Annotated in this window: 22 protein-coding genes; 12 read left to right on the top strand and 10 right to left on the bottom strand. The window is 67.7% G+C overall.

Translation table 11 applies throughout. From position 1 onward, the window contains the following. The 5 genes from ACLFRM_RS05190 to ACLFRM_RS05170 form a co-directional block, all read right to left on the bottom strand. The coding region (locus ACLFRM_RS05190; RefSeq protein ID WP_410754659.1) for an efflux RND transporter periplasmic adaptor subunit at window positions 1–1559 on the bottom strand (1559 nt) is incomplete at its 3' end. Continuing rightward, on the bottom strand, window positions 1556–2809 hold the full coding sequence (locus ACLFRM_RS05185; RefSeq protein WP_410754658.1) for a TolC family protein: 1254 nt from the start codon (window positions 2807–2809) through the stop codon (window positions 1556–1558). The genes ACLFRM_RS05190 and ACLFRM_RS05185, both read right to left, overlap by 4 nt. 83 nt (window positions 2810–2892) lie before the next feature. After that, entirely contained in the window at window positions 2893–3216 is a 324-nt protein-coding gene (locus tag ACLFRM_RS05180) for a hypothetical protein (RefSeq protein ID WP_410754657.1), read from the bottom strand. A 53-nt stretch (window positions 3217–3269) separates the two neighbouring features. Beyond that, complete coding sequence (locus tag ACLFRM_RS05175; protein ID WP_410754656.1) at window positions 3270–4346, bottom strand: PQQ-dependent sugar dehydrogenase; 1077 nt, start codon at window positions 4344–4346, stop codon at window positions 3270–3272. Window positions 4347–4400: 54 nt separating this feature from the next. Then, window positions 4401–5168 carry a CPBP family intramembrane glutamic endopeptidase gene (locus tag ACLFRM_RS05170; protein ID WP_410754655.1) on the bottom strand — a complete coding sequence of 256 codons (768 nt, stop codon included), beginning with the start codon at window positions 5166–5168 and terminating at the stop codon, window positions 4401–4403. A gap of 283 nt (window positions 5169–5451) precedes the next feature. Between ACLFRM_RS05170 and ACLFRM_RS05165 the strand changes: the two genes are divergently transcribed. The 8 genes from ACLFRM_RS05165 (at window position 5452) to proB (ending at window position 14221) form a co-directional block, all read left to right on the top strand. Further along, on the top strand, window positions 5452–5748 hold the full coding sequence (locus ACLFRM_RS05165; RefSeq protein ID WP_410754654.1) for a circadian clock KaiB family protein: 297 nt from the start codon (window positions 5452–5454) through the stop codon (window positions 5746–5748). Next, on the top strand, window positions 5748–7265 hold the full coding sequence (gene kaiC / locus ACLFRM_RS05160; protein WP_410754653.1) for a circadian clock protein KaiC: 1518 nt from the start codon (window positions 5748–5750) through the stop codon (window positions 7263–7265). Before ACLFRM_RS05165 ends, kaiC begins: the two co-directional genes overlap by 1 nt. Before the next feature lie 62 nt (window positions 7266–7327). Beyond that, window positions 7328–9349, top strand: coding sequence for a putative bifunctional diguanylate cyclase/phosphodiesterase (locus ACLFRM_RS05155; protein WP_410754652.1), 2022 nt, complete (start codon window positions 7328–7330; stop codon window positions 9347–9349). A gap of 394 nt (window positions 9350–9743) precedes the next feature. Continuing rightward, window positions 9744–11162: a KamA family radical SAM protein gene (locus ACLFRM_RS05150; RefSeq protein WP_410754651.1), complete on the top strand. Its 1419-nt coding sequence runs from the start codon at window positions 9744–9746 to the stop codon at window positions 11160–11162. A 135-nt stretch (window positions 11163–11297) separates the two neighbouring features. Further along, window positions 11298–11609, top strand: a complete 312-nt coding sequence (gene rplU / locus ACLFRM_RS05145) for a 50S ribosomal protein L21 (RefSeq protein WP_125198165.1) — start codon at window positions 11298–11300, stop codon at window positions 11607–11609. A gap of 32 nt (window positions 11610–11641) precedes the next feature. Further along, window positions 11642–11899 carry a 50S ribosomal protein L27 gene (rpmA, locus tag ACLFRM_RS05140; RefSeq protein ID WP_136867311.1) on the top strand — a complete coding sequence of 86 codons (258 nt, stop codon included), beginning with the start codon at window positions 11642–11644 and terminating at the stop codon, window positions 11897–11899. 133 nt (window positions 11900–12032) lie between these two features. Beyond that, window positions 12033–13100 (top strand): Obg family GTPase CgtA, encoded by a 1068-nt coding sequence (gene cgtA / locus ACLFRM_RS05135; RefSeq protein WP_410754650.1) that lies wholly within the window; start codon window positions 12033–12035, stop codon window positions 13098–13100. 2 nt (window positions 13101–13102) lie between these two features. Beyond that, entirely contained in the window at window positions 13103–14221 is a 1119-nt protein-coding gene (gene proB / locus ACLFRM_RS05130; RefSeq protein ID WP_410754649.1) for a glutamate 5-kinase, read from the top strand. 7 nt (window positions 14222–14228) lie between these two features. Here proB and dapE read toward each other — a convergent pair whose 3' ends face one another. Both dapE and ACLFRM_RS05120 read right to left on the bottom strand, forming a co-directional pair. Then, entirely contained in the window at window positions 14229–15392 is a 1164-nt protein-coding gene (gene dapE / locus ACLFRM_RS05125; protein WP_410754648.1) for a succinyl-diaminopimelate desuccinylase, read from the bottom strand. Continuing rightward, window positions 15389–15733, bottom strand: a complete 345-nt coding sequence (locus ACLFRM_RS05120; RefSeq protein ID WP_410754647.1) for an arsenate reductase — start codon at window positions 15731–15733, stop codon at window positions 15389–15391. The genes dapE and ACLFRM_RS05120 overlap by 4 nt, the downstream gene beginning before the upstream one ends. A gap of 170 nt (window positions 15734–15903) precedes the next feature. On the opposite strand from ACLFRM_RS05120, the gene ACLFRM_RS05115 reads away from it, so the two are divergent. Continuing rightward, window positions 15904–16221, top strand: coding sequence for a c-type cytochrome (locus ACLFRM_RS05115; protein WP_410754646.1), 318 nt, complete (start codon window positions 15904–15906; stop codon window positions 16219–16221). Window positions 16222–16246: 25 nt separating this feature from the next. Here the strand turns inward: ACLFRM_RS05115 and nadC are convergent, their stop codons facing one another. Beyond that, window positions 16247–17083, bottom strand: a complete 837-nt coding sequence (nadC, locus tag ACLFRM_RS05110; protein WP_410754645.1) for a carboxylating nicotinate-nucleotide diphosphorylase — start codon at window positions 17081–17083, stop codon at window positions 16247–16249. 277 nt (window positions 17084–17360) lie between these two features. Here nadC and phoB point away from each other — a divergent pair, with 277 nt between their 5' ends. The 3 genes from phoB to ACLFRM_RS05095 are packed head-to-tail and all read left to right on the top strand — an operon-like array spanning window position 17361 to window position 20170. Further along, a complete protein-coding gene (gene phoB, locus ACLFRM_RS05105; protein ID WP_410754644.1) occupies window positions 17361–18047 on the top strand; it encodes a phosphate regulon transcriptional regulator PhoB in 687 nt (228 codons plus the stop codon). Between the two features lie 58 nt (window positions 18048–18105). Next, window positions 18106–19527, top strand: coding sequence for a phosphate regulon sensor histidine kinase PhoR (gene phoR / locus ACLFRM_RS05100; protein WP_410754643.1), 1422 nt, complete (start codon window positions 18106–18108; stop codon window positions 19525–19527). A 37-nt stretch (window positions 19528–19564) separates the two neighbouring features. Further along, window positions 19565–20170 (top strand): class I SAM-dependent methyltransferase, encoded by a 606-nt coding sequence (locus ACLFRM_RS05095; RefSeq protein WP_410754642.1) that lies wholly within the window; start codon window positions 19565–19567, stop codon window positions 20168–20170. Between the two features lie 92 nt (window positions 20171–20262). Here ACLFRM_RS05095 and ACLFRM_RS05090 read toward each other — a convergent pair whose 3' ends face one another. Together ACLFRM_RS05090 and dapD are read right to left on the bottom strand one after the other, a co-directional pair. Next, window positions 20263–22479 (bottom strand): EAL domain-containing protein, encoded by a 2217-nt coding sequence (locus tag ACLFRM_RS05090; RefSeq protein ID WP_410754641.1) that lies wholly within the window; start codon window positions 22477–22479, stop codon window positions 20263–20265. Window positions 22480–22585: 106 nt separating this feature from the next. Then, on the bottom strand, window positions 22586–23416 hold the full coding sequence (gene dapD, locus ACLFRM_RS05085) for a 2,3,4,5-tetrahydropyridine-2,6-dicarboxylate N-succinyltransferase (RefSeq protein ID WP_410754640.1): 831 nt from the start codon (window positions 23414–23416) through the stop codon (window positions 22586–22588). Between the last annotated feature and the right edge of the window lie 256 nt (window positions 23417–23672).

Below are 23672 nucleotides of genomic sequence, written 5' to 3'. Positions count from 1 at the left end.
CCGCTCGAGCCGGACAGGCGCGAGAAGGCGGCCTGGACGTTGGATTCGGAGTCGATCAGGAACTGGCCGGAGGCGACCACCTGGTCGCCGGCCTCCAGCCCCGAGACGATCTCGGTGTGGCCGCCGGCCTCGACGCCGGTCTCCACGGCCACCGGCCGGAAGCGACCCTCGCCGGTGCGCACCACCACGCGAGCGCCGCCGGGTGCCGGGATGATCGCGGTCGACGGCACGGCCAGTACCTCGGGGGCGTTCGCCGGGCTCAGGGTGACCTCGGCGAACTGGTTGGGGCGCAGCAGGCCGTCCTCGTTGTCGAAGGCCAGCCGCACGCGCAGGGTGCGCGACTGCGGGTCGAGCTCGGGGTAGACGAAGTCCACCTCGCCTTCGAACTCGCGACCGGGGATGCCGTCGACCCGCATGCGCGCGGTCTGGCCCTCGCCCACGGCCTGCATGCGTCGTTCGAGCACGTCGACGTTCACCCAGACCCGATCGCGGCGGGCGATGGTGTAGAGCTCCATGTCGGGGCGGATGTACATCCCCTCGCGCAGATCGAGCTCGGCGACGTAGCCGTCCTGCGGGGCGCGCAGGGGGATGCGGCGCTGCACCTTGCGGTCCTGACGAATGCGCTCGATGGTCGACTCGGGCACGTTCAGCAGTTCCAGCCGGGCGCGGGTGGATTCGATCAGGTCATCCATGCCGCGGCGCAGGGCCACGAGGTAGTCCTGCTGCGCGGAGACGATGTCGGGGGAATAGACCTCCAGCAGCACGTCGCCCTTCTCAACGTTCGCGCCGATCGAGCCGACGTGCAGGCGCTCCACCCAGCCCTCGGCGCGTGGATGGACGTGGGCGAGCCGGTCCTCGTCGTAACCGACGGTGCCCACCGTGCGGATCTCGCCGGCCAGCTGCCGTTCGGCCGCCTCGGTGACGACGACGTTCATGTGCTGCACGGTCAGCGGGTCGACGGATACGCTGGGGTAACGGTCTGGCTGATCGTCGCCGCCCCCTTGCCCGTCTTCCTCGACCTCCTCGGCGGGGTATTCCTTCTCGACCAGGTCCATGCCGCAGATCGGGCAGGACCCAGGCTCTTCCTCGACGATCTGCGGATGCATCGGGCAGGTCCAGCGGGTGACGGAGTCGCCGCCGTTTTCGGCGTGGTCGGCGTGGTCGTGCCCGGCGTGGTCATCGTCTTCGCCTTCGTCACGGCTTTCCTGCTCGCCGTCATCCCTCTGTTCGCCCTCGGCGGCCTGCTCGGCCTGTCGGGCCGACATTTCCTTCTCGACGAGATCCATGCCGCAGATGGGGCAGGAGCCGGGTTCCTCCTCGACGATCTGCGGGTGCATCGGACAGGTCCAGCGGGTCACGGTGTCGCCGTGGCCATCGCTGGAATCGGCGTGGTCGTGCCCCTCGTGGTCGTTCTGCTCGCCGTTGTCGGCCGCCATCACCGCCGTGATCGTCGGGTTGATGCCCATCAGGACGGCCGGGGTGACCAGGGCCGAGCCCAGCAGGGTGACGCGGGTGAGTCGCTTGATGCGGCGGGTCGGTTGGTGCTTGCGGGTATTCATGCGGTCGGCTCCAGCAGGTAGCGCAGGTCGATCAGTTGGTCGGCGCGATCCAGGCGCAGGGTCAGCAGCTCCTGGCGGGCCTCGACCACGGCGCGCTCGGCTTCGATCAGGGCATCGAACTCGCCCCGGCCGGAGCCGATCTCGCCGCGGATCATCTCGGCGACCTGTTGCCGTTCGGGAATGATGTCGCTCCGGTAGCGGGCGACGCGCCGGTCGAGGGCGGCCAGGCGGGCGCGGATGGCGTCGGCTTCGGCGGCGAGATCACGCGCGCGCTTGGTCAGCTCGAGCTGGGCCGCCTGGGCGGATTGCTGCGCCCCGCGCAGTCGGGGCGACTGGCGACGCTCACTAAAGATCGGCAGGCTCACGCTCACCCCGGCCGACAGCGTGTTGGGCTCGCTGCCGGCGCGCAGGCCGTAGCCGACCTGCAGCCCGATCTCGGGCGCGAACTGTTCTTCCGCCTCGCCGACCCGGGCGCGGGCGGCCTCGAGTTCGGCACGCAATCGCTGGATTTCGGGTTGGCGGTCGATCTCGCCGCGCGGCAGCTCGGCCAGCCGGGTGGGCAGGGAATCGGGCAGGGGCAGGCGCGCGGCATCGCCTATCCAGCGTGCCAGCCGCGCCCGGGCGGCGTCGGCCTCGCCCCGCCGCCGGTCGAGCGTGTCCTCGATCCGCGACAGGCGCGCCTGCAGCGAGACGAGGTCGCTGCCGCTGGCCTCGCTAACCTCGTAGGCGGTGCGTGCGCTTTCCAGCAACTCGCGGTACAGCGCGCGTTCGCTCTCCAGCAGGCGGCCGAGGGCCTCTTCGCGGTAGACCGCCAGCCACAGGCGGCGCACCTCGCGCCTGAGCTGGCGGTCGGAGGTCGCCAGCCGGGCCTGTTCGCCACTCACCGCGGCGCGGGCGGCCTCGCCACGAAAGGCGAGCGTGTCGCCCGGCGGCAGGTTCTGCGAGAGCGTGAACACCGTCTGGGTCATCGGCGAGTCGCTCAGGCTGTAGTTGTCCGTCGGTACGTTCTGCAGGGCGACGGACAGTCGCGGGTCGGGCAGTTCGTCGGCCGCCTCGGCCTCGGCCGCCCGGCCGGCGCGACGTTGCTCGCCGGCCTGCAGGCCCTCGTCACTGCGGACGGCGGCCCGTTCGGCAGCCTCAAGTGTCAGGCGTTCGCCGGTTTCAGCCGGCGAATCGGCCAGTACTGGAGTCGTGGACAGGGCGGTCGCCAGCCAGACCACGGCGGCCCGCGAGAGAATGGATGAATACATGTAGGTTTCCTCGGTTAACGGTCAGCGGGGAGCTGGGTCAGCCGAGGTGTGCAGGGCGCGAGGCCCCGGGTTTCTCGGCCGCGTCAGGCCGAGAGGGGAGGACGGAACGGGGTGCTGGGCACGCCGGCCGGCACCGCGTCGGTCAGCGAGGTCTCGAGGGTGCCGTTGGGCAGATGGAGCGCGGCGGGGGTGGCCTGGGCCGGCAGGGAGAAGCCGCCCAAAAGCACGCAGTTGCCGCAGTGGTCACAGCCGGTCGAGTCGGTGGGCTCCTCGACCGGGTCGCCCATGCTCGGGCAGTCGGCCGGGTGCTCGGATACCTCGTTCATCGGGCAGTCGAGCATGGTCACCCCGGCGGTCACCGCGTTGAGCGGTGCCCAGAAGGCGAGCAGCAGGGTGACCAGGCGCATGATTCTCATGATGTGAGGACTATAGGTCGCCGGTTTTCCGCACGCAAGACCGTTCAGTCCGGCGTCAGTCGCAGGAGCCGACCGTCGGCGTGATCGGTCAGCAGCCAAAGCGCACCGTCCGGTCCGGTCTCCACCGCGCGAATGCGCCAGCCTCGGTCCGTGAGCCAGCGCTCCTCGGAAACCACGGTTTCATCGTCGAGTTCCAGTCGTGCCAGGTGGCGCTTGGCCAGTGCGCCGACGAACAGCGTGATCTGCTCGTTCCGCTCGTGGAATGCCATGCCGGAGGGGGCAATCGATGGCGTCCAGTGGTGAACGGGACCGGTGACGCCCTCGACCTCGCCCGGGGCGATCTCCGGGCCGTGGTATTCGCGGCCGTAGGTCTGGATCGGCCAGCCGAAGTTCTCGCCGGCGGCGGGGATGTTGATCTCGTCGCCGCCGCGCGGGCCATGTTCGTGAATCCATACACGCCCGGTTTGCGGGTGGGTGGCCGCGCCCTGCGGGTTGCGGTGGCCGTGGCTGTAGATTGCCCCTTCGGCGTCGTCCCGGTCGACGAACGGGTTGTCCTCGGGGATGCGGCCATCGTCGTGCAGGCGCAGCACCGAACCGTTGAGATCGGCGAGATCCTGCGCGCGGTCGCGCTCCCCCCGGTCGCCGGTGGTGACGAACAGGTACCCGTCGCGGTCGAAGGCCAGTCGCGAGCCGAAGTGGATCCCCGAGTCGACACAGGGTTCGGCGACGAACAGCGTCTCGAAATCGCGCAGTTCGTCGCCCTCCAGCCGGCCGCTGCCCACGTGGGTGGCGTTACCGCCGTCGCAGCGCCCCGCCCAGGTCAGGTAGACGCGCCGGTTCTCGGCGAACTCGGGATGCAGGGCCACGTCCAGCAGTCCGCCCTGGTTGCGGTGGTCCACCTCGGGCACGCCCGCGATCTCGGTCCGGCCGGAACCGTCGGCCTCAAGCCGCAGCAGCCGCCCGCGCCGCTCGGTGACCAGCAGGTCGCCGTCGGGCAGGAAGGCCAGCGCCCAGGGGTGGTGCAGGCCGTCGGTGATCGTCTCGACGGCGGGTTCGGCGAGTATCGGCGTGGCCGTGAACAACGGCAACAGGGCGAGCAGGACGAGTCGTGCGCGTGACATGGCGGTTCCTCGCGGCGTGCGTTCAGTTGAGATTAGACGAGCCGGATGCGGTTCTCAGGCCAGCATCGGATAGCTGAACAGCGAGAAGTGCAGCAGGTTGATCGCCCAATGCAGGCCGATCGCCGGCCACAGCGAACCGCTCTGCCAGGCGACATAGCCGTAGCCGAGGCCGGCTACGGTGGCCACGGCGGCGAACTCCGCGCCGAAGGGCAGGTGGGCCAGCCCGAAGGTCACTGCCGTGAGCCACCAGGCGTGCACGGCCCCGAGCCGGTGAAGGATGTGCCGCTGGAGCAGGCCGCGGAACAGCACCTCCTCGGCGGCGACGGTAATCAGGTTCGTCGCGGCGAACAGGCCGAGGAGTCGCAGGTCGGGCCAGCCGGGCTGCCAGCGGAACAGGCCGGTGGCGATACCCAGCGTAATCGCCGCGGTGACGGTCGCCATGCTGGCCCCCAACAGGGGCGCGGGGGCGGCGATTCGCCAGGTTCCGACCACCAGGGGCAACCAGGCGGCCACCAGCAGGGCCTGGTCGACCGACAGGTAAAGGCTGTGCGGAAGACAGCCTGCACAGAAGACGCGGTCTTTCCAGACCAATGGCGAGGCGAAGCCGGGCCACAGGTGCAGGGTAAGGATGATCCCCAGCGACAGGACCAGCATCGCGACCGCCGGCGGAACGCGGCGCAGACGAACGCTGATCCCGGCGGCTGCGAGAAGCGGGACGAGCGCAAGCGTTCCGGCCACCGTGATCCAGTTGGCGGTGTGCGCCACCGCGATGACGGCGAGGGACGCGGCCAGGGCCGCGAGCAGATGGCTGACGGTGGGCACGTCGGAAAGCCCTGAAACGACGAGAAAGCGTGCATCCTACCGCTTCCATGGCGTCGTCGCTGCCGGGTCCAAGGAGCCAGGTGCACCCGATTCGTGCGGGCGCCGCCGACTCGACCGACCGGACACGGGCCGATCGGCGGAGAGTCCGGCGTGGCTGCGGGGCCCCGCGTTTGGGTGCCGACGGCGATTTCGATATGCTGACCCATCAAAAAAATCAATGACAAGGCGTGGTCATAGACGTTTGGCGCTGACTCTAGCCACGCTACTGCCTCGGAGAAGGGAAATGGCGTCCGAAGGATACGTGTTGCGGCTGTTTCTGGCCGGGCAGACGGGGCGCTCCCGCGCGGCGGTGGAGAATCTGCACAGAATCTGCGAACAGGAGCTGGCCGGTCGCTATCGACTGGAGCTGATCGACGTGCTCGAGCAGCCAGACGTGGCCGAGGAGTACAACATCGTCGCTACCCCAACCCTGATCAAGACGCTACCACCGCCGTTGCGGCGGATCATTGGCGACCTGTCCGACAGCGAGCGAGTGTTGCTGGGACTGGACCTGCACCCGCGTCCAGCGGGTTTGCAGTAATGGGCCTGGGAATGGGCGAGAGCAGGGGAGCCGATGGGGCCTCGTCGATTGCGCGCCACCCCACCGGCATCGTCGGGCTGGACCACATCACCCTGGGTGGCCTGACGCGCGGGCGGGTAACGCTGGTCACCGGCACGGCTGGCTGCGGCAAGACCGTGTTTGCCGGGCAGTTTCTGGCCGAGGGCGTGCGTCGCCACGAGGAGGCGGGCGTATTCGTCACCTTCGAGGAAAGCGCGGCGGACATCCGCGCGAATCTGGCCGGCTTCGGCTGGTCGATTTCCGAGTGGGAGCAGCGCGGTCGCTGGGCTTTCGTCGATGCCTCACCCGACCTCCAGGCGGAATCGGTCGAAATGCCCGGATACGACTTGACCGCCTTGCTCGCCCGCATCGAGACGGCGGTCGAGCGCACCAAGGCGACCCGGGTGGCGATCGACTCGCTGGGCGCGATCTTCAGCCAGTTCGCCGACGCGGCGGTGGTTCGGCACGAGATCTTGCGGCTCGCCGGCCATCTCAAGCGACTGGGCGTGACTACCATGATGACCGGCGAACGACTCGACGATCGGCAACCGATAGCCCGGTTCGGTGTCGAGGATTTCGTCGCGGACAACGTCATCGTGTTGCGCAACGTGCTCGAGCAGGAGCAGCGCCGGCGGACGATCGAGATACTCAAGCTTCGTGGGGCGGCGCATCAGAAGGGCGAGTTCTCGTTCACCGTGCTCCCGAACCAGGGGATGGTGGTCATTCCGTTGTCGGCGATGACGTTGCAGCAGCACTCCACCGATGTGCGCATCTCGGCCGGTAACGCCGAGCTCGACACGATGTGTGGCGGCGGTCTCTTCCGCGACTCGATCGTGCTGGTTTCCGGAGCGACCGGTACCGGCAAGACGCTTACCGTCACCCAGTTCGTCGCCGGTGCCGCGCCGGACGAGCGCTGTCTGCTGTTCGCCTACGAGGAAAGCCGCGATCAGCTGATCCGCAACGCCGCTGGCTGGGGCGTCGATTTCGAGCGACTCGAACGCGCAGGACGGCTCAGGATCGTCTGCCAGTACCCGGAGGTGGCCGGGCTGGAAGACCACCTGGTCGAGATCAAGCGGGAGATCGACGAATTCGCGCCGCACCGGGTGGCGGTCGACAGTCTCTCGGCCCTCGAGCGGGTCGCGACGCCCAAGGGTTTTCGCGAGTTCGTCATCGCCACCACCTCGTTCATCAAGCATCATCAGGTGGCCGGGTTGTTCACCGCGACCACGCCGACACTGCTTGGCGGCACGTCGGTGACCGAGTCGCATATCTCGACGTTGACCGACTCGATCCTGCTGCTGCGCTACGTGGAAGTGGACGGGGTGATGCGACGTGGCCTGACCGTGCTGAAGATGCGCGGTTCGGCCCATGACAAGCGCATCCGGGAGTTCGATATCGATTCGAGCGGAATGCGCATTGGCGCACCGTTCCGCCACGTGGGCGGCATTCTCGCCGGGGCGCCGGTGATGCTTCACGATGAGCACGAGGAGGTTGATTGATCATGTTGGCCCCTTCAGGGCAGGTCATTTCCGCAGACGCGGGGTTTCGCGCGTCTGCGGCCTTGTGGTTTGACAGTTTTCAGGATGTCGATTCCCTCGGTGGGGGTGCTACCAGCCCGGACCGGGACGAGGGCTTCCGGCACCTGGTCGAATCCAGTGCCGACGCGATAATCGTGGTTCGGCTCGATGGCACGGTGGCGTACGCCAACCCCGCGGCCGAGCGGTTGTTCAATCGCTCCGCGGAGGTGATGCGCGACAAGCCGTTCGGCCTGCCGCTGACCGACGGCGGCGTCGCGCGGGTGGATGTTCTGCCCCGCGAGCGCCCGCCGGGCGTGGCGGAGATGCGCGTGGTGCGTTCGCGCTGGGACGGCCGTCCCGCCATGCTGGCCTCGTTGCGGGACGTTACCGAGCAGACGGAGATGGAGCGTTCTCTGCGCCTCTCCTCGGTGATCTTCAATCAGGCGGCCGAGGGCATCGCCTTCGTCGACGATGAACTCCGGCTGGTGGAGGTCAACGGCGCGTTTGTCGAGTTCTTCGGCGGGGCGGCAAGAGGGTTCGTCGGGCGGGCTGTCGCCATCCTGTTCGGCGATGCCGAGGAGGGCGGACGCCTGGTCGAGGCGCTGCGCTTGCTGCCTCCCGGGCGTCGCTGGCGCAGCGAATTCACGCTGGAAGGCGAGGATGGCGAGCCGGACCGGTTCGTGCTGGTCAGCGCGGTGCGCGTGCGCGAAGAGGAGGACTTCTCGGCGCATTTCGTCCTGTTGTGCACCGACATTACCCGGCAGAAGCGTGATCAGCTGAGCTTGCGTCACGAGGCCCGCCATGACGGATTGACCGGGCTGGCGAATCGCGTCGCTTTCCGGGAAGGACTGACGGCCGCCCTTGCCCGGGCGAAGCGCAAGGCGGGCGGACTGGCGGTGCTGTTCGTCGACCTGGATGGTTTCAAGTCGATCAACGACCGATACGGACACGACCTGGGCGATCGGCTCCTCCGGGAGGTCGCGCGGCGGATGTCCGAGGTCGTGCGTGTCGGTGACGCCGTTTCACGCCTGGGGGGTGATGAGTTCACCCTGTTGATCGAGGACGTCGAGGATCCGGCCGATGTGGCCGCGGTGGCCGACAAGTTGCGCGTGGAGATCGAGCGGCCGATCCCTCTGGGGGACGTCACCCTGCATACGCGGGCGAGCATCGGGGCGAGCCTGTACCCGGGCAACGGCGAAAACGCCGACGAGTTGCTGGGTCGGGCGGATCTGGCGCTCTACCGGGTCAAGGAGTTCGATCCGGGTGGCTTTCGCTTTTTCAACCCGCACATGGATCGTCGCGCTCGCTTGCGTCGAGAAATGGCCAGCCGGCTCACTTCGGCATTGCGTACGGACGCATTGCGGCTCGTGTTCCAGCCACAGATCGATATCGAGACGGGCGAGGTGCATTCGGTCGAGGCCTTGTTGCGCTATCCGGGACGATCGGTGGGGTGGCGCCGGCCGGTGAGGTTGCTCGAGATTGCCGAGCAGGCGCGCCTGTTGCCCGAGCTGTTGCGCTGGGTGCTCTTCAACGCAATGAGTGCCGCCCGGGATTGGGTCGGATCGCCACCGATCGCCATCAACCTGTGCGCGAGGCAGTTGCTGGTCGAGGATCTGGAGGAGCGGATCGCTCGGGTGGCCGAGGAAGTCGGGCTGCCGCTCTCCCGCCTGGTGCTGCACCTGCCCGTGGCCGGCGTCATGGCCCAGTCGGGGCGGGCCATCGCCCTCGCCGCGCGGTTGCGTCGCCGGGGGATCAAGACCTGCCTGGACAATTTCGGCAGTGGCAGTTTCTCGATTGCCGCCCTGGAATCACTGGCCCCCGATGCGGTCTCCATCGACCGCAGCGTGATGGCGCGCATGCTGGATACCCCGGAGCGACGACTCACCCTGAAGGCAATGCTGGCGATGCTCGAATCGATGTGCCTTCCGGTGGTGGTTCAAGGGGTGGAACGCCCTGCCCAGATCGACTGGTTGCGCGAGATGGCCGGCTCGCTGGTCGTGCAGGGCGAGCAGATCGTCGCCCCGCTGGAGGAGCCGGCGTTGCGCGACTGGTTGAGGCGGCGCTGATCGTGTGCCCGAATGCCGTTCTGAGCTAAGGAACCTCTGTACGATTCGATGGCGCCAGCACCGTCGGGCGGGCCGCCAAGAACCCATTTGCGGCGTCGCGAGGTCCGTCTCGTGGCCTCGCTCTTCGGGCCGGCTTGCGCCGTCCGGGTCGGCGTCGTGTCGACCCGGTCCAGTCCTTGCGAGGGGTCCTGCCATTCACGGAGAAGCGCACCTTGCAACAGGGTGCTTGGCGGCCCGCATGGGCGCCATCGAATCGTGTGAAGGTTCCCTAAGCGCTTGTTATTCTCGGCTAATCGTCTAGAATCCCGCTCCTTCTCCGCTCTTTTCTGATCGCGTGGCACGCTGCCCGGGTCACGCGAGGCGAGTGGTCTCCGTGCGCACCAGACGAGGTTTTATGACGACTGTTGCCAAGAGAAACATTGCCGAAACCCGCCAGTCAACGGCGGCGGGTACGCAGGACGGGCAGGCGCCCAAGCTGCAGGTCTTCACCGACCGTCACCTCGACAAGATCGAGCCCTTGAAGCGCCTCGGCGAGGAGGCGCTGTTCGAGATGAAGGTGGTCGCGAGCGTGTTGCCGTTTCGCGTCAACAACTACGTCATCGAGCACCTGATCGACTGGGACCGTGCCCCCGACGACCCGATCTTCGCCCTGACCTTCCCGCAGCGCGACATGCTCGATCCCGAAATGTACGAGCAGATGGCCGAGCTGCACCGCCGCGAGGCGCCCAAGGAGGAGATCACCGCGCTGGCCTGGAAGCTGCGCCACCAGCTCAACCCGCACCCGGCCGGCCAGATCGAGATGAACCTCCCCGAGGTCAACGGCGAGACGGTCGAGGGCGTGCAGCACAAGTACCGCGAGACCGCGCTGTTCTTTCCCAGCCAGGGTCAGACCTGCCACAGTTACTGCACCTTCTGTTTCCGCTGGGCGCAGTTCGTCGGCGACAAGGACCTCAAGATCGCCTCCAAGGAGGCCGGCCAGTTGCTCGACTACCTCGCCGAGCGGCCCAACCTGACCGACCTGTTGATGACCGGCGGCGACCCGATGGTGATGAAGACCAAGCACCTGGCGCCGTATCTCGAGGGGCTTCTGGACGAGCGTCTGGCACACGTCCAGACCGTGCGCATCGGCACCAAGGCGCTGTCGTTCTGGCCGTATCGCTTCGTCACCGACGCCGATGCCGACGACCTGCTCGCGCTGTTCGAGCGCCTGGTCGAGTCCGGCAAGCACGTCGCGGTGATGGCGCACGTCAACCATTACCAGGAAATGGAGAACCCCATCTTCCGCGAGGCGGTCAAGCGTATCCGCGCGACCGGTGCGGAGATCCGCACCCAGAGCCCGCTGATCAAGCACATCAACGACTCGGGCGAGGTCTGGGCGCGCATGTGGCGTGAGCAGGTGCGCCTGGGCATGATCCCCTACTACATGTTCGTCGAGCGCGACACCGGCGCGAAGTACCGCTTCGAGGTGCCATTGGCCGAGGCGCACCGCATCTACCGCGACGCCATGAAGCAGGTTTCGGGGCTGGCGCGCACCGCGCGCGGGCCGTCCATGTCGGCCGGGCCGGGCAAGGTCGAGGTGCAGGGCGTGGCCGAGATCTTTGGTGAGAAGGTGTTCGTGCTGCGCTTCGTCCAGGGTCGCAACCCCGACTGGGTGCAGCGGCCGTTCTTCGCCAGGTACGACGAGCAGGCCACCTGGCTCAACGAGCTCACCCCGGCGTTCGGCGAGGAGAAGTTCTTCTTCGAGGACGAGTACGCGGCCATGCAGGAGCAAAGTGGCCTCCAGGCGATCGATGCCGCCGAGGTCGAGGCATAAGCCGTTGGACCGTCGGTAAATCTCCCTTGACGAAGAAGGTGTCGGTGGATAGACTTGCGCGCCTTCGAGAAATCACTTGTTGGCGGCGCGTGGCGCCGCTGGCTCCATTACGCATAAACATTCGGGTTTTACAGCATGTACGCAGTGGTCGTTACCGGCGGTAAGCAGTACCGCGTCGAGCAAGGCAGCAAGGTGCGCGTCGAGAAGCTCTCTGGCGAAGCCGGCAGCACCGTGACGCTGGATCAGGTTTTGATGGTCGGCGACGGCTCTGACATCAAGGTGGGCACGCCCAACGTCGATGGCGCGAGCGTCACCGCCGAGATCGTCGGCCAGGGTCGCGGCAAGAAGGTGGAAATCATCAAGTTCCGCCGTCGCAAGCACCACATGAAGCGTCAGGGCCACCGTCAGGCCTACACCGAACTCAAGATCACCGGCATCAGCGCCTGAGCGCCCGGTATCCAGACCAGGAGACTTGAACCATGGCACATAAGAAAGCAGCGGGCTCTACCCGGAACGGTCGCGACAGCGAGAGCAAGCGCCTCGGCGTGAAGCGCTTCGGTGGCGAGGCCGTTTCCGCAGGCAGCATCATCGTTCGTCAGCGTGGCACCAAGTTCCACGCCGGCAGCAACGTGGGCGTCGGCCGCGACTACACCCTGTTCGCCCTGACCGACGGCCAGGTGAAGTTCGAGACCAAGGGTCCGAAGAGCCGCCGTTTCGTCAGCATCGAACCGGCGTAAAGCCGGCCCGATGTGAGTTGGCGGTCAGCGTGACTGGCCGGCAACCGCTGTCCGAGCCCCGCCCGTGTGCGGGGCTTTCGTGTTTGTGGCCCGACTGCCTGAGCAGTCGTGGCCGTTATCTGGGGTATGAGCCGTGAAATTTGTCGATGAAGCCACCATCAAGGTCAAGGCCGGCGACGGCGGCAATGGCGTGGTGAGTTTTCGCCGCGAGAAATACGTGCCCTACGGCGGCCCCGACGGGGGCGATGGCGGCGACGGCGGCTCGGTCTATCTGGTCGGTGACGTCAACCTCAACACGCTGGCCGACTTCCGCTTCCAGCGCCACTACGAGGCCGAGCGCGGCAAGAACGGTGCTGGTCGCAACATGACCGGCAAGAAGGGACAGGACCTGTACGTCCACGTGCCGCTGGGCACCGTCGTGCACGACGAGGACACCGGCGAGGTGATCGGCGAGGTGGTCGAGGCCGATGCCGAGCTGCTGGTGGCCAAGGGCGGCTGGCACGGGCTGGGCAATTCCCGCTTCAAGAGCTCGGTCAACCGGGCGCCGCGGCAGAAGACCGACGGCACGCCCGGTGACGACCGCCGCCTGCGCCTCGAGCTCAAGGTGCTGGCGGACGTCGGCCTGCTCGGCCAGCCCAATGCCGGCAAATCGACCCTGATCCGGGCGATCTCGCACGCCCGGCCGAAGGTCGCCAACTACCCGTTCACCACGCTCTACCCCAACCTCGGCGTGGTCGCACCCGAGCCGCATCGCAGCTTCGTGGTCGCCGACATCCCGGGGCTGATCGAGGGCGCGGCCGAGGGGGCCGGGCTGGGGATTCGCTTCCTCAAGCACCTGGCGCGCACCAACCTGCTGCTGCACGTGGTCGACGTGGCGCCGTATGACGAGGTCGACCCGGTCGAAAGCGTCGCGGCGATCGAGTCGGAACTGGAGAAATACGACGAGTCGCTCGCCGAGCGGCCGCGCTGGCTGGTGCTCAACAAGATCGACGTCTGGGCGGACGAGGAGCGCGAGGCAAACATCGAGGCACTGAAGCAGCGGTTTGCCAACGAGATCGGGCTGACCGGACCGGTGTTCGCGATCAGCGCACTCGACAAGACCGGCACCCAACCGCTGGTCTGGGCGATTCTCGAGTACCTCGAGGCCGAGTGGGCGCGCGAGCGCGAGGAGCGCGGCCCGACCGGGGCGACGGAGGACTGAGCATGCGTGACGAGGTCAGGGGCTATCAGCGCTGGGTGGTCAAGATCGGCTCGGCGATGGTCACCGGGGACGGGCGCGGGCTCGATCGCGAGGCGATCGCCGCCTGGGCGCGTCAGCTGGCCGAGCTGCGCCGCGAGGGCCGCGAGATCGTCATCGTCACCTCGGGGGCGGTCGCCGAGGGCATGGCCCGGCTGGGCTGGGAGGAGCGCCCCGAGTCGCTGCCCAAGCTGCAGGCGGCCGCGGCCGTCGGCCAGATGGGCCTGGTCGAGGCGTACGCCGAGGGGCTGGCGCGGTTCGACACCCATTCGGCGCAGATCCTGCTGACCCACGACGACCTGGTCGACCGCGAGCGTTATCTCAATGCCCGCAGCACACTGCGCACCCTGCTCGACCTGGGCGTGGTCCCGGTGGTCAACGAGAACGACACGGTCGCCACCGACGAGATCCGCTTCGGCGACAACGACACGCTCGCCGCGCTGGTGGCCAACCTGGTCGAGGCCGACATGCTGGTGATCCTCACCGACCAGCCGGGCCTGTTCGAGGCCGACCCGCGCAAGCGCCCGGAGGCGAAGCTGCTGGCCGAGGTGACCGCCGGCGACCCGGCGCTCGAAACCATGGCCTCGCCGGAAGGCGGGCGTCTGGGTCGCGGCGGCATGTACACCAAGGTGCTGGCCGCCAAGCGCGCCGCCCGCTCCGGTGCGGCCACCATCGTCGCGGCCGGCAGCGAGGCGGACGTGCTCTGCCGGCTGGCCGCCGGCGAGCCGCTGGGGACGCACTTTCGCCCCGCCACCAACCGCCTGGCCGCGCGCAAGCAGTGGCTGGCCGGTCAGTTGCGGGTGCGGGGCCGGTTGCAGGTGGATGCCGGTGCCGCCCGAGCGGTGGCCGAGCAGGGGCGGTCACTCCTGCCGGTCGGCGTGACGGCGGTGTCGGGGCAGTTCGCCCGCGGCGAGCTGGTTTCGATCGTCGATGCCAACGGCCGCGAGTTCGCGCGCGGGCTGGTCAATTACCCCAGCAGCGATGCCGCGCGGCTGGTGCGTTGCTCCAGCCAGGCGATCGCCGAGGTGATCGGTTACCGCGAGGAGAACGAACTGGTGCACCGCGACAACCTGGTGCTGCTCTGAGGCCAGCTCATCCCCGCAGGCGGCGCGCCTCCGCGTCGAGTTCGTCGAGCAGCCGCTCGTAGATGGTCGACAGGATCTTGAGATCCTCCACCGCGACATGCTCGTCGACCTGGTGGATCGTGGCGTTGAGCGGACCGAGCTCGATCACCTGCGCGCCAGTCGGCGCGATAAAGCGGCCGTCCGAGGTGCCGCCCGCGGTCGACGGCGTCGGCGGCGTTCCCAGCACCCCTTCCACCGCCCTCTCCACCGCGCCGACCATCGGGCCGTCGTCCCGGGTGAGAAACGGCACGCCCGAGAGATGCCAGTCGATCCGGTAGGACAGTCCGTGGCGCTTGAGCAGTTCCTCCACCCGCGTCTCGATGGCCTCGACCGAGGTCTCGGTGTTGAAGCGCAGGTTGAACTGCACGCTCATCTCGCCGGGGATGACGTTGTTCGCGCCGGTACCCGCCTGGACGTTGGCGATCTGCAGGGTCGAGGGCGGGAAGTGGGCGTTGCCCTGGTCCCACTCGATCGCCACCAGTTCGGCCAGGAACGGCGCGGCCCGGTGCACCGGGTTGTCGGCGAGATGCGGGTAGGCCACGTGCCCCTGGCGGCCCTCGATGACGAGGTTGCCGGTGATCGAGCCGCGTCGGCCGATCTTGAACTCGTCGCCCAGCCGGTTGCGACTCGACGGTTCGCCCACCAGACACCAGTCGATCGAGACACCCCTCTCGTGCAGCCACCGCATCACGCGTCTGGTGCCGTGCTGTGCCGGGCCTTCCTCGTCGCTGGTGATTAGGTAGCCCATCCGGAAGGCCGGCTCGGGTTGCCGGGCGAGGAAGCGCTCGGTGGCCGTGACGAAGGCGGCCACCGAGCCCTTCATGTCGGCCGCCCCCCGACCGTACAGGCGCCCGCCGTGGATCTCGGCACCGAAGGGCGGGTAGGTCCAGCGCGAGGCCTCGCCGGTGGGCACCACGTCGGTGTGCCCGGCGAAGACGAACAGCGGACCGGGGTTGCCCCGCCCGCCGTGTAACGCCCAGAGGTTGTCGACCTCCTCGAAGCGCAGCGACTCGATCGCAAAGCCCAGCGGGGCGATCCGCCCGGCGATCAGCGCCTGGCAGCCCTGGTCGTCGGGCGTGACCGAAGGGCGACGGATCAGTTCGCGGGCGAGATCGATGGTGGCGTCCTTCATGCCAGTGCTTCCTGCCAGTCGTCGGCCTGAAAGCCGATCAGGGTGTCCCCGTCGTGTTCCACCACTGGGCGCTTGATCAGGCTCGGGTTGGCCAGTGCGGCCTCGCGGGCGCGGGTGGCGTCCATGGCCTCGCGCTCCTCGGCCGGCAGGCGGCGCCAGCTCATGCCGCGCCGGTTGATCACCGTCTCCCAGCCGAAGCGCGCCAGCCAGTCATCGAGCCGCTCGGGCGGAACTCCGTCCCTCTTGAAGTCGTGGAAGCGATACTCGATACCCTCGGCGGCCAGCCAGGCGCGCGCCTTTTTCACGGTGTCGCAGTTGGGGATGCCGTAGACGGTGATCATCGATAGCCCTATCAAGTGAAAATTGTTGTTCCGGATAGGAAAAATTGATTTTCCTATCAGTGCCCGCGTCCTACACTCGTTTTCGGTGTGGGCGCGGAAACGAGCAGGCCCGCGCGATGGAATTGCAGCAGAAAAGGAGTGGCATTGCCATGCAACACAGGATGACGTTCATGCCCGCAAACCCGACTCGAACGCTTGGCCTTCTGGCCGGCTTTCTGGCCGGCCTGATGCTGGCGGGCCCGGTGGCCGCCGAGCCCGACATCGAATGGGGTGGGGAGCTGTTCGCCGACAATTGCGTCGAGTGCCACATGGTTCCGCACGACGACGATTGGTTCAAGGCACGCGCCGATGCCGGCAACATGGGCAGTCTCGACAGCCTGCGCACCATGGTTCAGGGCTGTGCCAACAACTTCAATCTGCCGTGGTTCGACGAGGAGGTCGACGCGGTCACGGCCTGGTTGAACCAGGAATATTACGACTTCGAGTGATCCGATCCGCACGGTCGGGTTGTGATCAGTCGATGAACCGCATCGACAGGTCGATCGCCTCGACGTGCTTTGTCAGCGCGCCGATGGAAATGTAGTCGACCCCGGTGTCGGCCACGTCGCGTACCGTTTCCAGCGAGACGTTGCCCGAGGACTCCAGCTTCGCCCGGCCGGCGGTCAGATGCACGGCCCGGCGAAGTTGTTCGAGGCTGAAATTGTCCAGCAGCACCCGCTTGACCCCGGCGTCGAGGGCCTCCTCGAGCTGGTCGAGATTCTCGACCTCCACTTCCAGCGGCAGGTCCCGCGCCATTACCCCGGCGGCGCGAACGGCCTGCCTTATCGATCCTGCCGCCCGGATGTGGTTCTCCTTGATCATCACCATGTCGTACAGGCCCATGCGGTGGTTCGCGCCGCCGCCATCGGTGACGGCCTTCTTCTGCGCGTAACGCAGGCCGGGCAGGGTCTTGCGGGTATCCAGGATCTGAGCGCCGGTGCCCTCGACCGCCTCGACGAACCGGCGGGTGACGGTGGCCGTCGCGCTGAGCGTCTGCAGGAAGTTGAGCGCCACGCGCTCGGCCGTCAGCAGGGCGCGCGCCGGCCCGCTGAGCAGGCACAGGCTCTGCTCCGGTAACAGGGTGTCGCCGTCGGCGGCCGCCCACTCGATCCGCACCGCCGGCGAGACGCGTCGGAAGGCCGCATCGGCCCAGTCGACCCCGGAAAGAATCGCCGGCTCGCGGCTGATGATGCGGGCACGGGCGGTCTCGTCGGCCGGGATCAACTGGGCGGAGACGTCTCCGCTGCCAATGTCCTCTGTCAGCGCGCGGGCCACGTCCAGGGCGACGATGTCGGGGTCGGCTTTGCTCATTGGGGCACCCTTGATGGCTGACGGAGGGCGAAGTCTAGCAAGTTCCGGCCAGACGCCTTAGTCACACCGTCCAGGGCGATCGATCACGTTGCCCTGATCGCCTTTCGCCCTCCGGGGGCGTGATCGAATCTCGTGGCGTTTTACGTGTCATATTGTCATGCTGCTGTCATCGCGGCGACGTGTAATACCTGCCGGTGAGCGGGGTCGCGGGTCCCCGGCAGTCACACCACCGCTTATTTTGATCGTTGCGAGGACCGGCGCTGGCCGGGATGACCAAATGCAGAAGACCATACTGATTGTCGAGGACGAGAAGCCGATCCGCGAGATGGTCGCCTTCGCCCTGGGGCGGGCCGGTTACGACCTCGTCGAGGCCGCAGATGTCCAGGAGGCCTTCGAGCGCCTGGCCGAGAAGCAGCCCGACCTGATCCTGCTCGACTGGATGCTGCCGGGTGCCAGCGGTATCGAGTTCGCCCGCCGCATCAAGCGTGACGAGCTGACCAAGGATGTGCCGATCGTCATGCTCACCGCACGCGGCGAGGAGGAGGACAAGGTCAGCGGGCTGGAGGCCGGCGCCGACGACTACGTCACCAAGCCGTTCTCACCGCGGGAACTGATGGCCCGGATCAAGGCCGTGCTGCGGCGCGTATCGCCGGACGAAGAGAGTCCGGTGCTGGATGTCGCGGGGCTCAAGCTCGACCAGGAAAGCTACCGGGTCACCGCCGCCGATGAGCCGATCGACATCGGTCCGACGGAGTTCCGCCTGCTGGCCTTCTTCATGAAGCACCCCGATCGCGTCTTCACGCGCGCCCAGCTGCTCGACCGCGTCTGGGGGCAGAACGCCTACGTCGAGGAGCGCACGGTCGACGTGCATATCCTGCGTCTACGCAAGGTGCTGGCTCCCAGCGGGTATGATGCCCTCATCCAGACCGTGCGCGGTGTGGGCTACCGTCTCTCGCCCCGATGAGGTGGGCGGCTCGCGCCCAACGCTGACCCGGGCCGCCCGATACGCCACTGATCCGTCCATGACCGACACGCGATCCCCCCAGCCTGCCGTCGCCGATCGGCCAAAGCGACTCGAACACCGCGCGCAGTTGCGCCGGTTGCGTCTGGCCGAGGCGCGCGAGCATGCCTGGCGCGAGGAAGGCATCCTGGTGCTGGCGGTGCTGGCGGTGGCCTCGGTGGTCGCCTGGGGCGGCGCCCTGGCGGGGTGGGGGTTCGCCTGGTTGCTGGCCCCGGTGATGGCGTTGGCGCTCTACACCGCCGCGCTCCTCTGGCGGGTGATCTACCTGGCCCGTGCCCTGCCGATTACCACCTCGCAACCGCGCCGGGTCTGGGGGCTGCCCGGCCTGATCCAGATGCGCCAGCGCCGCCTGAGCCGTCGCTGGTCACGCCGCCAGCGACGCCTGATCGGCCTGCTCAAGCGTTACCACCACTCGGCGATGACCGTGCCGGATGCCATGGTGGTGCTCACCGCCGAGCGCGAGATCGAGTGGCTCAACCGTGCCGCGATGGACATGCTCGGCCTCAACCGCGCCGATATCGGGTTGCGCCTGGACGATCTCTGGCGCACGCCGGCCTTCATCGCCTGGCTCAAGCAGGGCAGTGACCGGCCGGCCCTTGAGCTGGTCGCCCCGGCGGACGAGACCCGCACCCTGAGCCTGCGGATCGAGCCCTATGGCTCGGACCGCTACCTCTTGATCGGTCGCGACGTCACGGCACTGCATCGCCTGCAGGGGGTGCGCCAGGACTTCGTCGCCAACGTCTCCCACGAGCTGCGCACCCCGCTTACCGTGCTCGCCGGTTACGTCGAGACCCTGCTCGACACCGGCGAGGGACAGGACCCGCAGATGCGCCGCATCCTGTCGAACATGCACCAGCAGGCCGACCGGATGCGGCGCATCGTCGAGGACCTGCTGCTGCTCTCGCGGCTCGAGACCTCCCAGCCGGATGCCGACTGGTTCGAGGCGATCAACGTGGCACGCCTGGTCGAGCCCATTCTCAACGACGCACGCCTGGTTTCCGGCGAGGAAGGCCACGATATCCGCGCCGAGCTGGACCCGTCATTGACCCTTTGGGGCGTGCCGCGCGAGCTGCAGTCCGCGTTCTCCAATCTGGTGTTCAATGCCGTGAAATACACGCCGGCCGGCGGCCGCGTCGAGGTGAGCTGGGCGCGCGACGAACGGGGCCGGCCGGTTTTCTCGGTGTGCGACACGGGTATCGGCATCGAGGCGCGTCACATCCCCCGCCTGACCGAGCGCTTCTATCGCATCGACGTGGGGCGGTCGCGGTCACGCGGCGGCACCGGGCTGGGGCTGGCGATCGTCAAGCACGTGGTGCTGCGCCACGGGGCCCGCCTGGAAATCGACAGCACGCCCGGCGAAGGCAGCTGTTTCCGGGTGATCTTCCCGGCGAACCCGGCGGGTGCGCCGGCCGGGATGCAGTAGACTGGCGTCACTTGCCAACAGGGGCGCGAGCCAACCGATGTCCGAATTCTGGAACGAAAAGTACGGCCAGGTCGATTTCCTCTACGGAACCCACCCCAACGAGTTTCTCCTGAGCCAGGCCTGGCGCCTGCCCACCGGCGGCCGCGTGCTGGTGCTGGGTGACGGCGAGGGCCGTAATGGCGTCTGGCTGGCCGAGCAGGGCTTCGATGTCACCAGCGTCGACTACTCGGCCGTGGGGTGCGAGAAGGCCCGTCAGTTGGCCGACGAGCGTGACGTCAGCGTGGCGGTGCATTGCGCGGATCTGACCGAATGGGACTGGGAGGAGGACGGCTTCGACGCGGTAGTCCTGATCTACCTGCACTTCGAGCCGCCTGCGCGCCGCGAGGTCTACCGGCGGGCGGTCGCGGCCCTGCGTCCCGGCGGGCTGCTGATCGTCGAGCTTTTCCACCCGCGCCAGCTCGCCTATCAGAGCGGCGGGCCCAAGCGGGCCGACATGCTGGTGAGGGCCAGCGATCTCTCGCAGGATCTGTCCGGTGTCGAATGGCTGATCCTTGCCGAGGGCAAGGCACTGCTCGACGAGGGGCCGGGCCATCAGGGTCCGGGTTTTGTCACCCATGGGGTGGGCCGCCGCGTCGCGGGGTGACGCCGGGTACCGCCGTATCGTCCCTTCCCCCTGTTCGCCGCCCCCGCCCGCCGTGGTGTCGGCGCGCACCCGCCTGTGCCGAGGCGTGGCTGTCAGCCCGTTGGCAGGTTGGCCAGATACTCGTCCAGCGGCATCGGTTCGGCCACGCCGTAACCCTGATGGAAATGCACCCCGAGCGACTCGAGCAGCTCCTTCTGTTGTTTGGTCTCGACGAACTCCGCCACCACCCGGCAACCGAGGTGATCCGCCAGCGCGCGGGAAGTCCGGACCACCTCCCGGTCGAAGCTGGATTCGGTCAGCCGCCGGATGAAGCTGCCGTCGATCTTGAGCTCGTCGACCGGGTACTGCTGCAGGTAGGAGAAGGTCGCCCGGCCGGTGCCGAAGTCGTCGATCGCGATCGCCACGCCCAGCTCGTGCAGGGCGGCGAGATTGCGTTGCGCTCGGGCGGTGTCGCGGATCAGCATGGTCTCGGTTATTTCCAGGCACAGGCGTTCGGCTGGCCAGTGATGCTGGTGGAGTAGGGTCTCGATCTGCGACGGTAGCCAGTCGCCGGCCAGTGAATCGCCCGAGAGGTTGATGGCAATTTCCATAAGGTGGATGCCGGCGTTCTGATGATCGACGGCGGCCAGCGCGTGATTGAGCACCCAGCGGTCGATCTTCGGCATCAGCCCGAAGTGCTCGGCGATCTCGAGGAAGGCAGCCGGCGGCTCGATGCGGCCGTCCGGTGCGTGCCAGCGTAGCAGGACCTCGATGCGATGGGCGCCCGGGTCACGGCGATCGACGATGGGCTGGGCGAACAGCACGAAATGCCCCGCGGTGGTCTCTCCGGCGAGGGCTTCGCGCAGGTTGCTGACCCATTCCAGCGTGCGTCGATGGTCTTCGATCAGGTCGACGGCTGCCTCGCGATGATGATGGAAGGGCCTGTCGTCGCGGTCGGCGTCCTTCTGGCAGGCCATCAGCAGCACCGTGGTCAGGTGCTTCTGGTCGCTGGCGGTGACGGTGTCGAGCACGGCCAGCCGAACGCCCTGTCGGGCAGTGGGCAGCTGCCCTTCGCGCTCGGCCCGGCCGATCGCCGCGCGCAACTCGACCGCGATCCGGGCGGCCCGGTCGGCCCCACCGTGCTCGGGGACCAGCATCGCGAACAGGCCTGGTTGCAGCCGGCCGGCCGGGATTTCCGGGCCGGGGCGTGCCGCGCGCAACTGCTCGCCGATGAGGCGCTCGGCCCGGTGGACCTCGTCGAGCCCGATCAGGGCGGAGAGATCATCGACGTCTGGGATCTGAACGCCGATCAGGGCGAGGCGGCGATGGGACTGGCCCGGTGCGGCCAGCTCGCGCAGTCGTCGGGTCAGGCCGAGATCGTTGTAGAGGTCGGTCACGCCGTCGCACAGACGGGCGGCCTTCAGGCGCCGGTTGGCGGCTTCGAAGGAGAGCACCGACTCGATCGCGAGAAACGCTATCAGGGTCGCCGTGAAAATGATCATCTGCCCGTTGAGCAGGGCGTTGACCTCGACCAGTCCGTCCGGCCGCGTGAAGACGAGGTAGTGCACCTCCACCCACAGCAGCACGAAGCCGGCGACCGCAAAGCGCGTCACCGCGGTGGGCAGCAGGTAGACGGCCAGCATGGGCACTGCCAGCGCGAGATATGGCAGCCAGTCCCGGGCCGGCCCGTTTTGCTGACCCACCAGTAGCAGGCCGGCGAGCACGAGAAAGGCGGTCAGGGTCCAGGCGGCGATCACCCCGGTGATCGGCCGGAAGTGGTGCGGTCCGCGATGATGCCTCCGGATGTCGATGACCTGTTGGACCAGCGGCGTGAACAGCAGCACCGAGGTCGCCTCGGAAAGCCACAGGGCAATCACCAGTTCGGACGCCGGCAGCCCGTCGCCGGTGAACTGCCATACGCCCAGCGAGGTGAACACGCTGGCACTGGTGATGGCGATGATCGGCACCCGCAGCAGGCGGCGGGTCTGATCCTGTTCCACCCGGGCCTTCACTAGGCGCGAGAAGCCGATCACGAACAGCATCACCACCAGGAACGCGCCGGTGCCGATGACGATTTCGGTCAGGGCGTCGCCGCGGGCGATGTTCCAGGTCAGGGCGGCCAGGGTGAAGGCCGGGACCAGGCGCGGGCCCAGGCTGAGAACCGCCCCATAGGCGAGCGCGTTCGCCACCCAGAGCAGGGAAATGGGCAGGTAGTCGGCCACGGGAGGATAGGCCTGCGTGACCAGCCAGGCGGTCAGCCACCAGCCGACGAAGGCGAGCAATGACTCGCCCAGCCGTCCCCCGATCGTCGCTGTTGCGCCTGGCGCCATCTGCCCGCTCCCTGCGCACGTGAAAAGGCCCGCCTCGACCGATGCTAGTCGAAAGGCGGGCCGGGCAGTAGTGCGCAGCTCGGGGCGGGCGTTGCCCCGCTTGCGGTTACACGTCGCGCAGCAGCTCGTTGATGCCGACCTTGGAGCGGGTCTTCTCGTCGACCTTCTTGACGATCACCGCGCAGTACAGGCTGTACTTGCCGTCCTTGGACGGCAGGTTGCCGGAGACGACCACCGAGCCGGCCGGTACGCGGCCGAAGTGGATCTCGCCGGTCTCGCGGTCGTAGATCTTGGTCGACTGGCCGATGTAGACGCCCATCGAGATCACCGAACCTTCCTCGACGATCACGCCCTCGACCACCTCGGAGCGCGCGCCGATGAAGCAGTTGTCCTCGATGATGGTCGGCGCGGCCTGCAGCGGCTCGAGCACGCCACCGATGCCGACGCCGCCGGACAGGTGCACGTTCTTGCCGATCTGGGCGCAGGAACCGACGGTCGCCCAGGTGTCGACCATGGTGCCCTCGTCCACAAAGGCGCCGATGTTGACGTAGGAGGGCATCAGCACGGTGTTCCTGGCGATGAAGCTGCCGCGACGGGCCACGGCGTTGGGCACCACGCGCATCCCGGCGGCCTCGAAGCGCGCCTGGTCCCAGTCGGCGAACTTGGTCGGCACCTTGTCGAAGTAGTTCACGTCGCCACCGGAGACCACCACGTTGTTGCGCAGGCGGAACGAGAGCAGCACGGCCTTCTTGAGCCACTCGTTGACCTGCCAGTCGCCCACGCCACGCCGCTCGGCGACGCGCAGCGAACCGTCGTCCAGGCCCGCCAGCGCCGTCTCGACCGCCTCGACCACGTCGGCCGGGGCGTTGGACGGGTTGATCTCGGCGCGGCGCTCGAAGGCCGATTCGATGGTGTCGCGAATGGAGGAAGTGTCCATCGGATGCTCCTGAAAATGTTTGCAAAAACGAGCGGCCGACCTCTTGGGGTCGGCCGGGAAACGGGGTAATCAACTGGCCGTTATTGTAACAACAGATCGTTGATGGCGTTGGTCTCGCGGAGAGCGGGTTGTCCGTAGAGCGACCGTCAGGTTTTTCGCACGCTGGTTTCGTGGACGGGTTCTTGGCGAGCCCGGGTGCCGGGCGCGCGAGTCGATTTTCTTGCTTGTCCAAGAAAACCGACGAAAAGAAGGACAC

It is taken from the genome of Guyparkeria sp., from assembly GCF_046540515.1.
Lineage (GTDB): Bacteria > Pseudomonadota > Gammaproteobacteria > Halothiobacillales > Halothiobacillaceae > Guyparkeria.
Note: the sequence above shows the minus strand (reverse complement) of the source record. Positions and strands in the feature narration are given on the sequence as shown.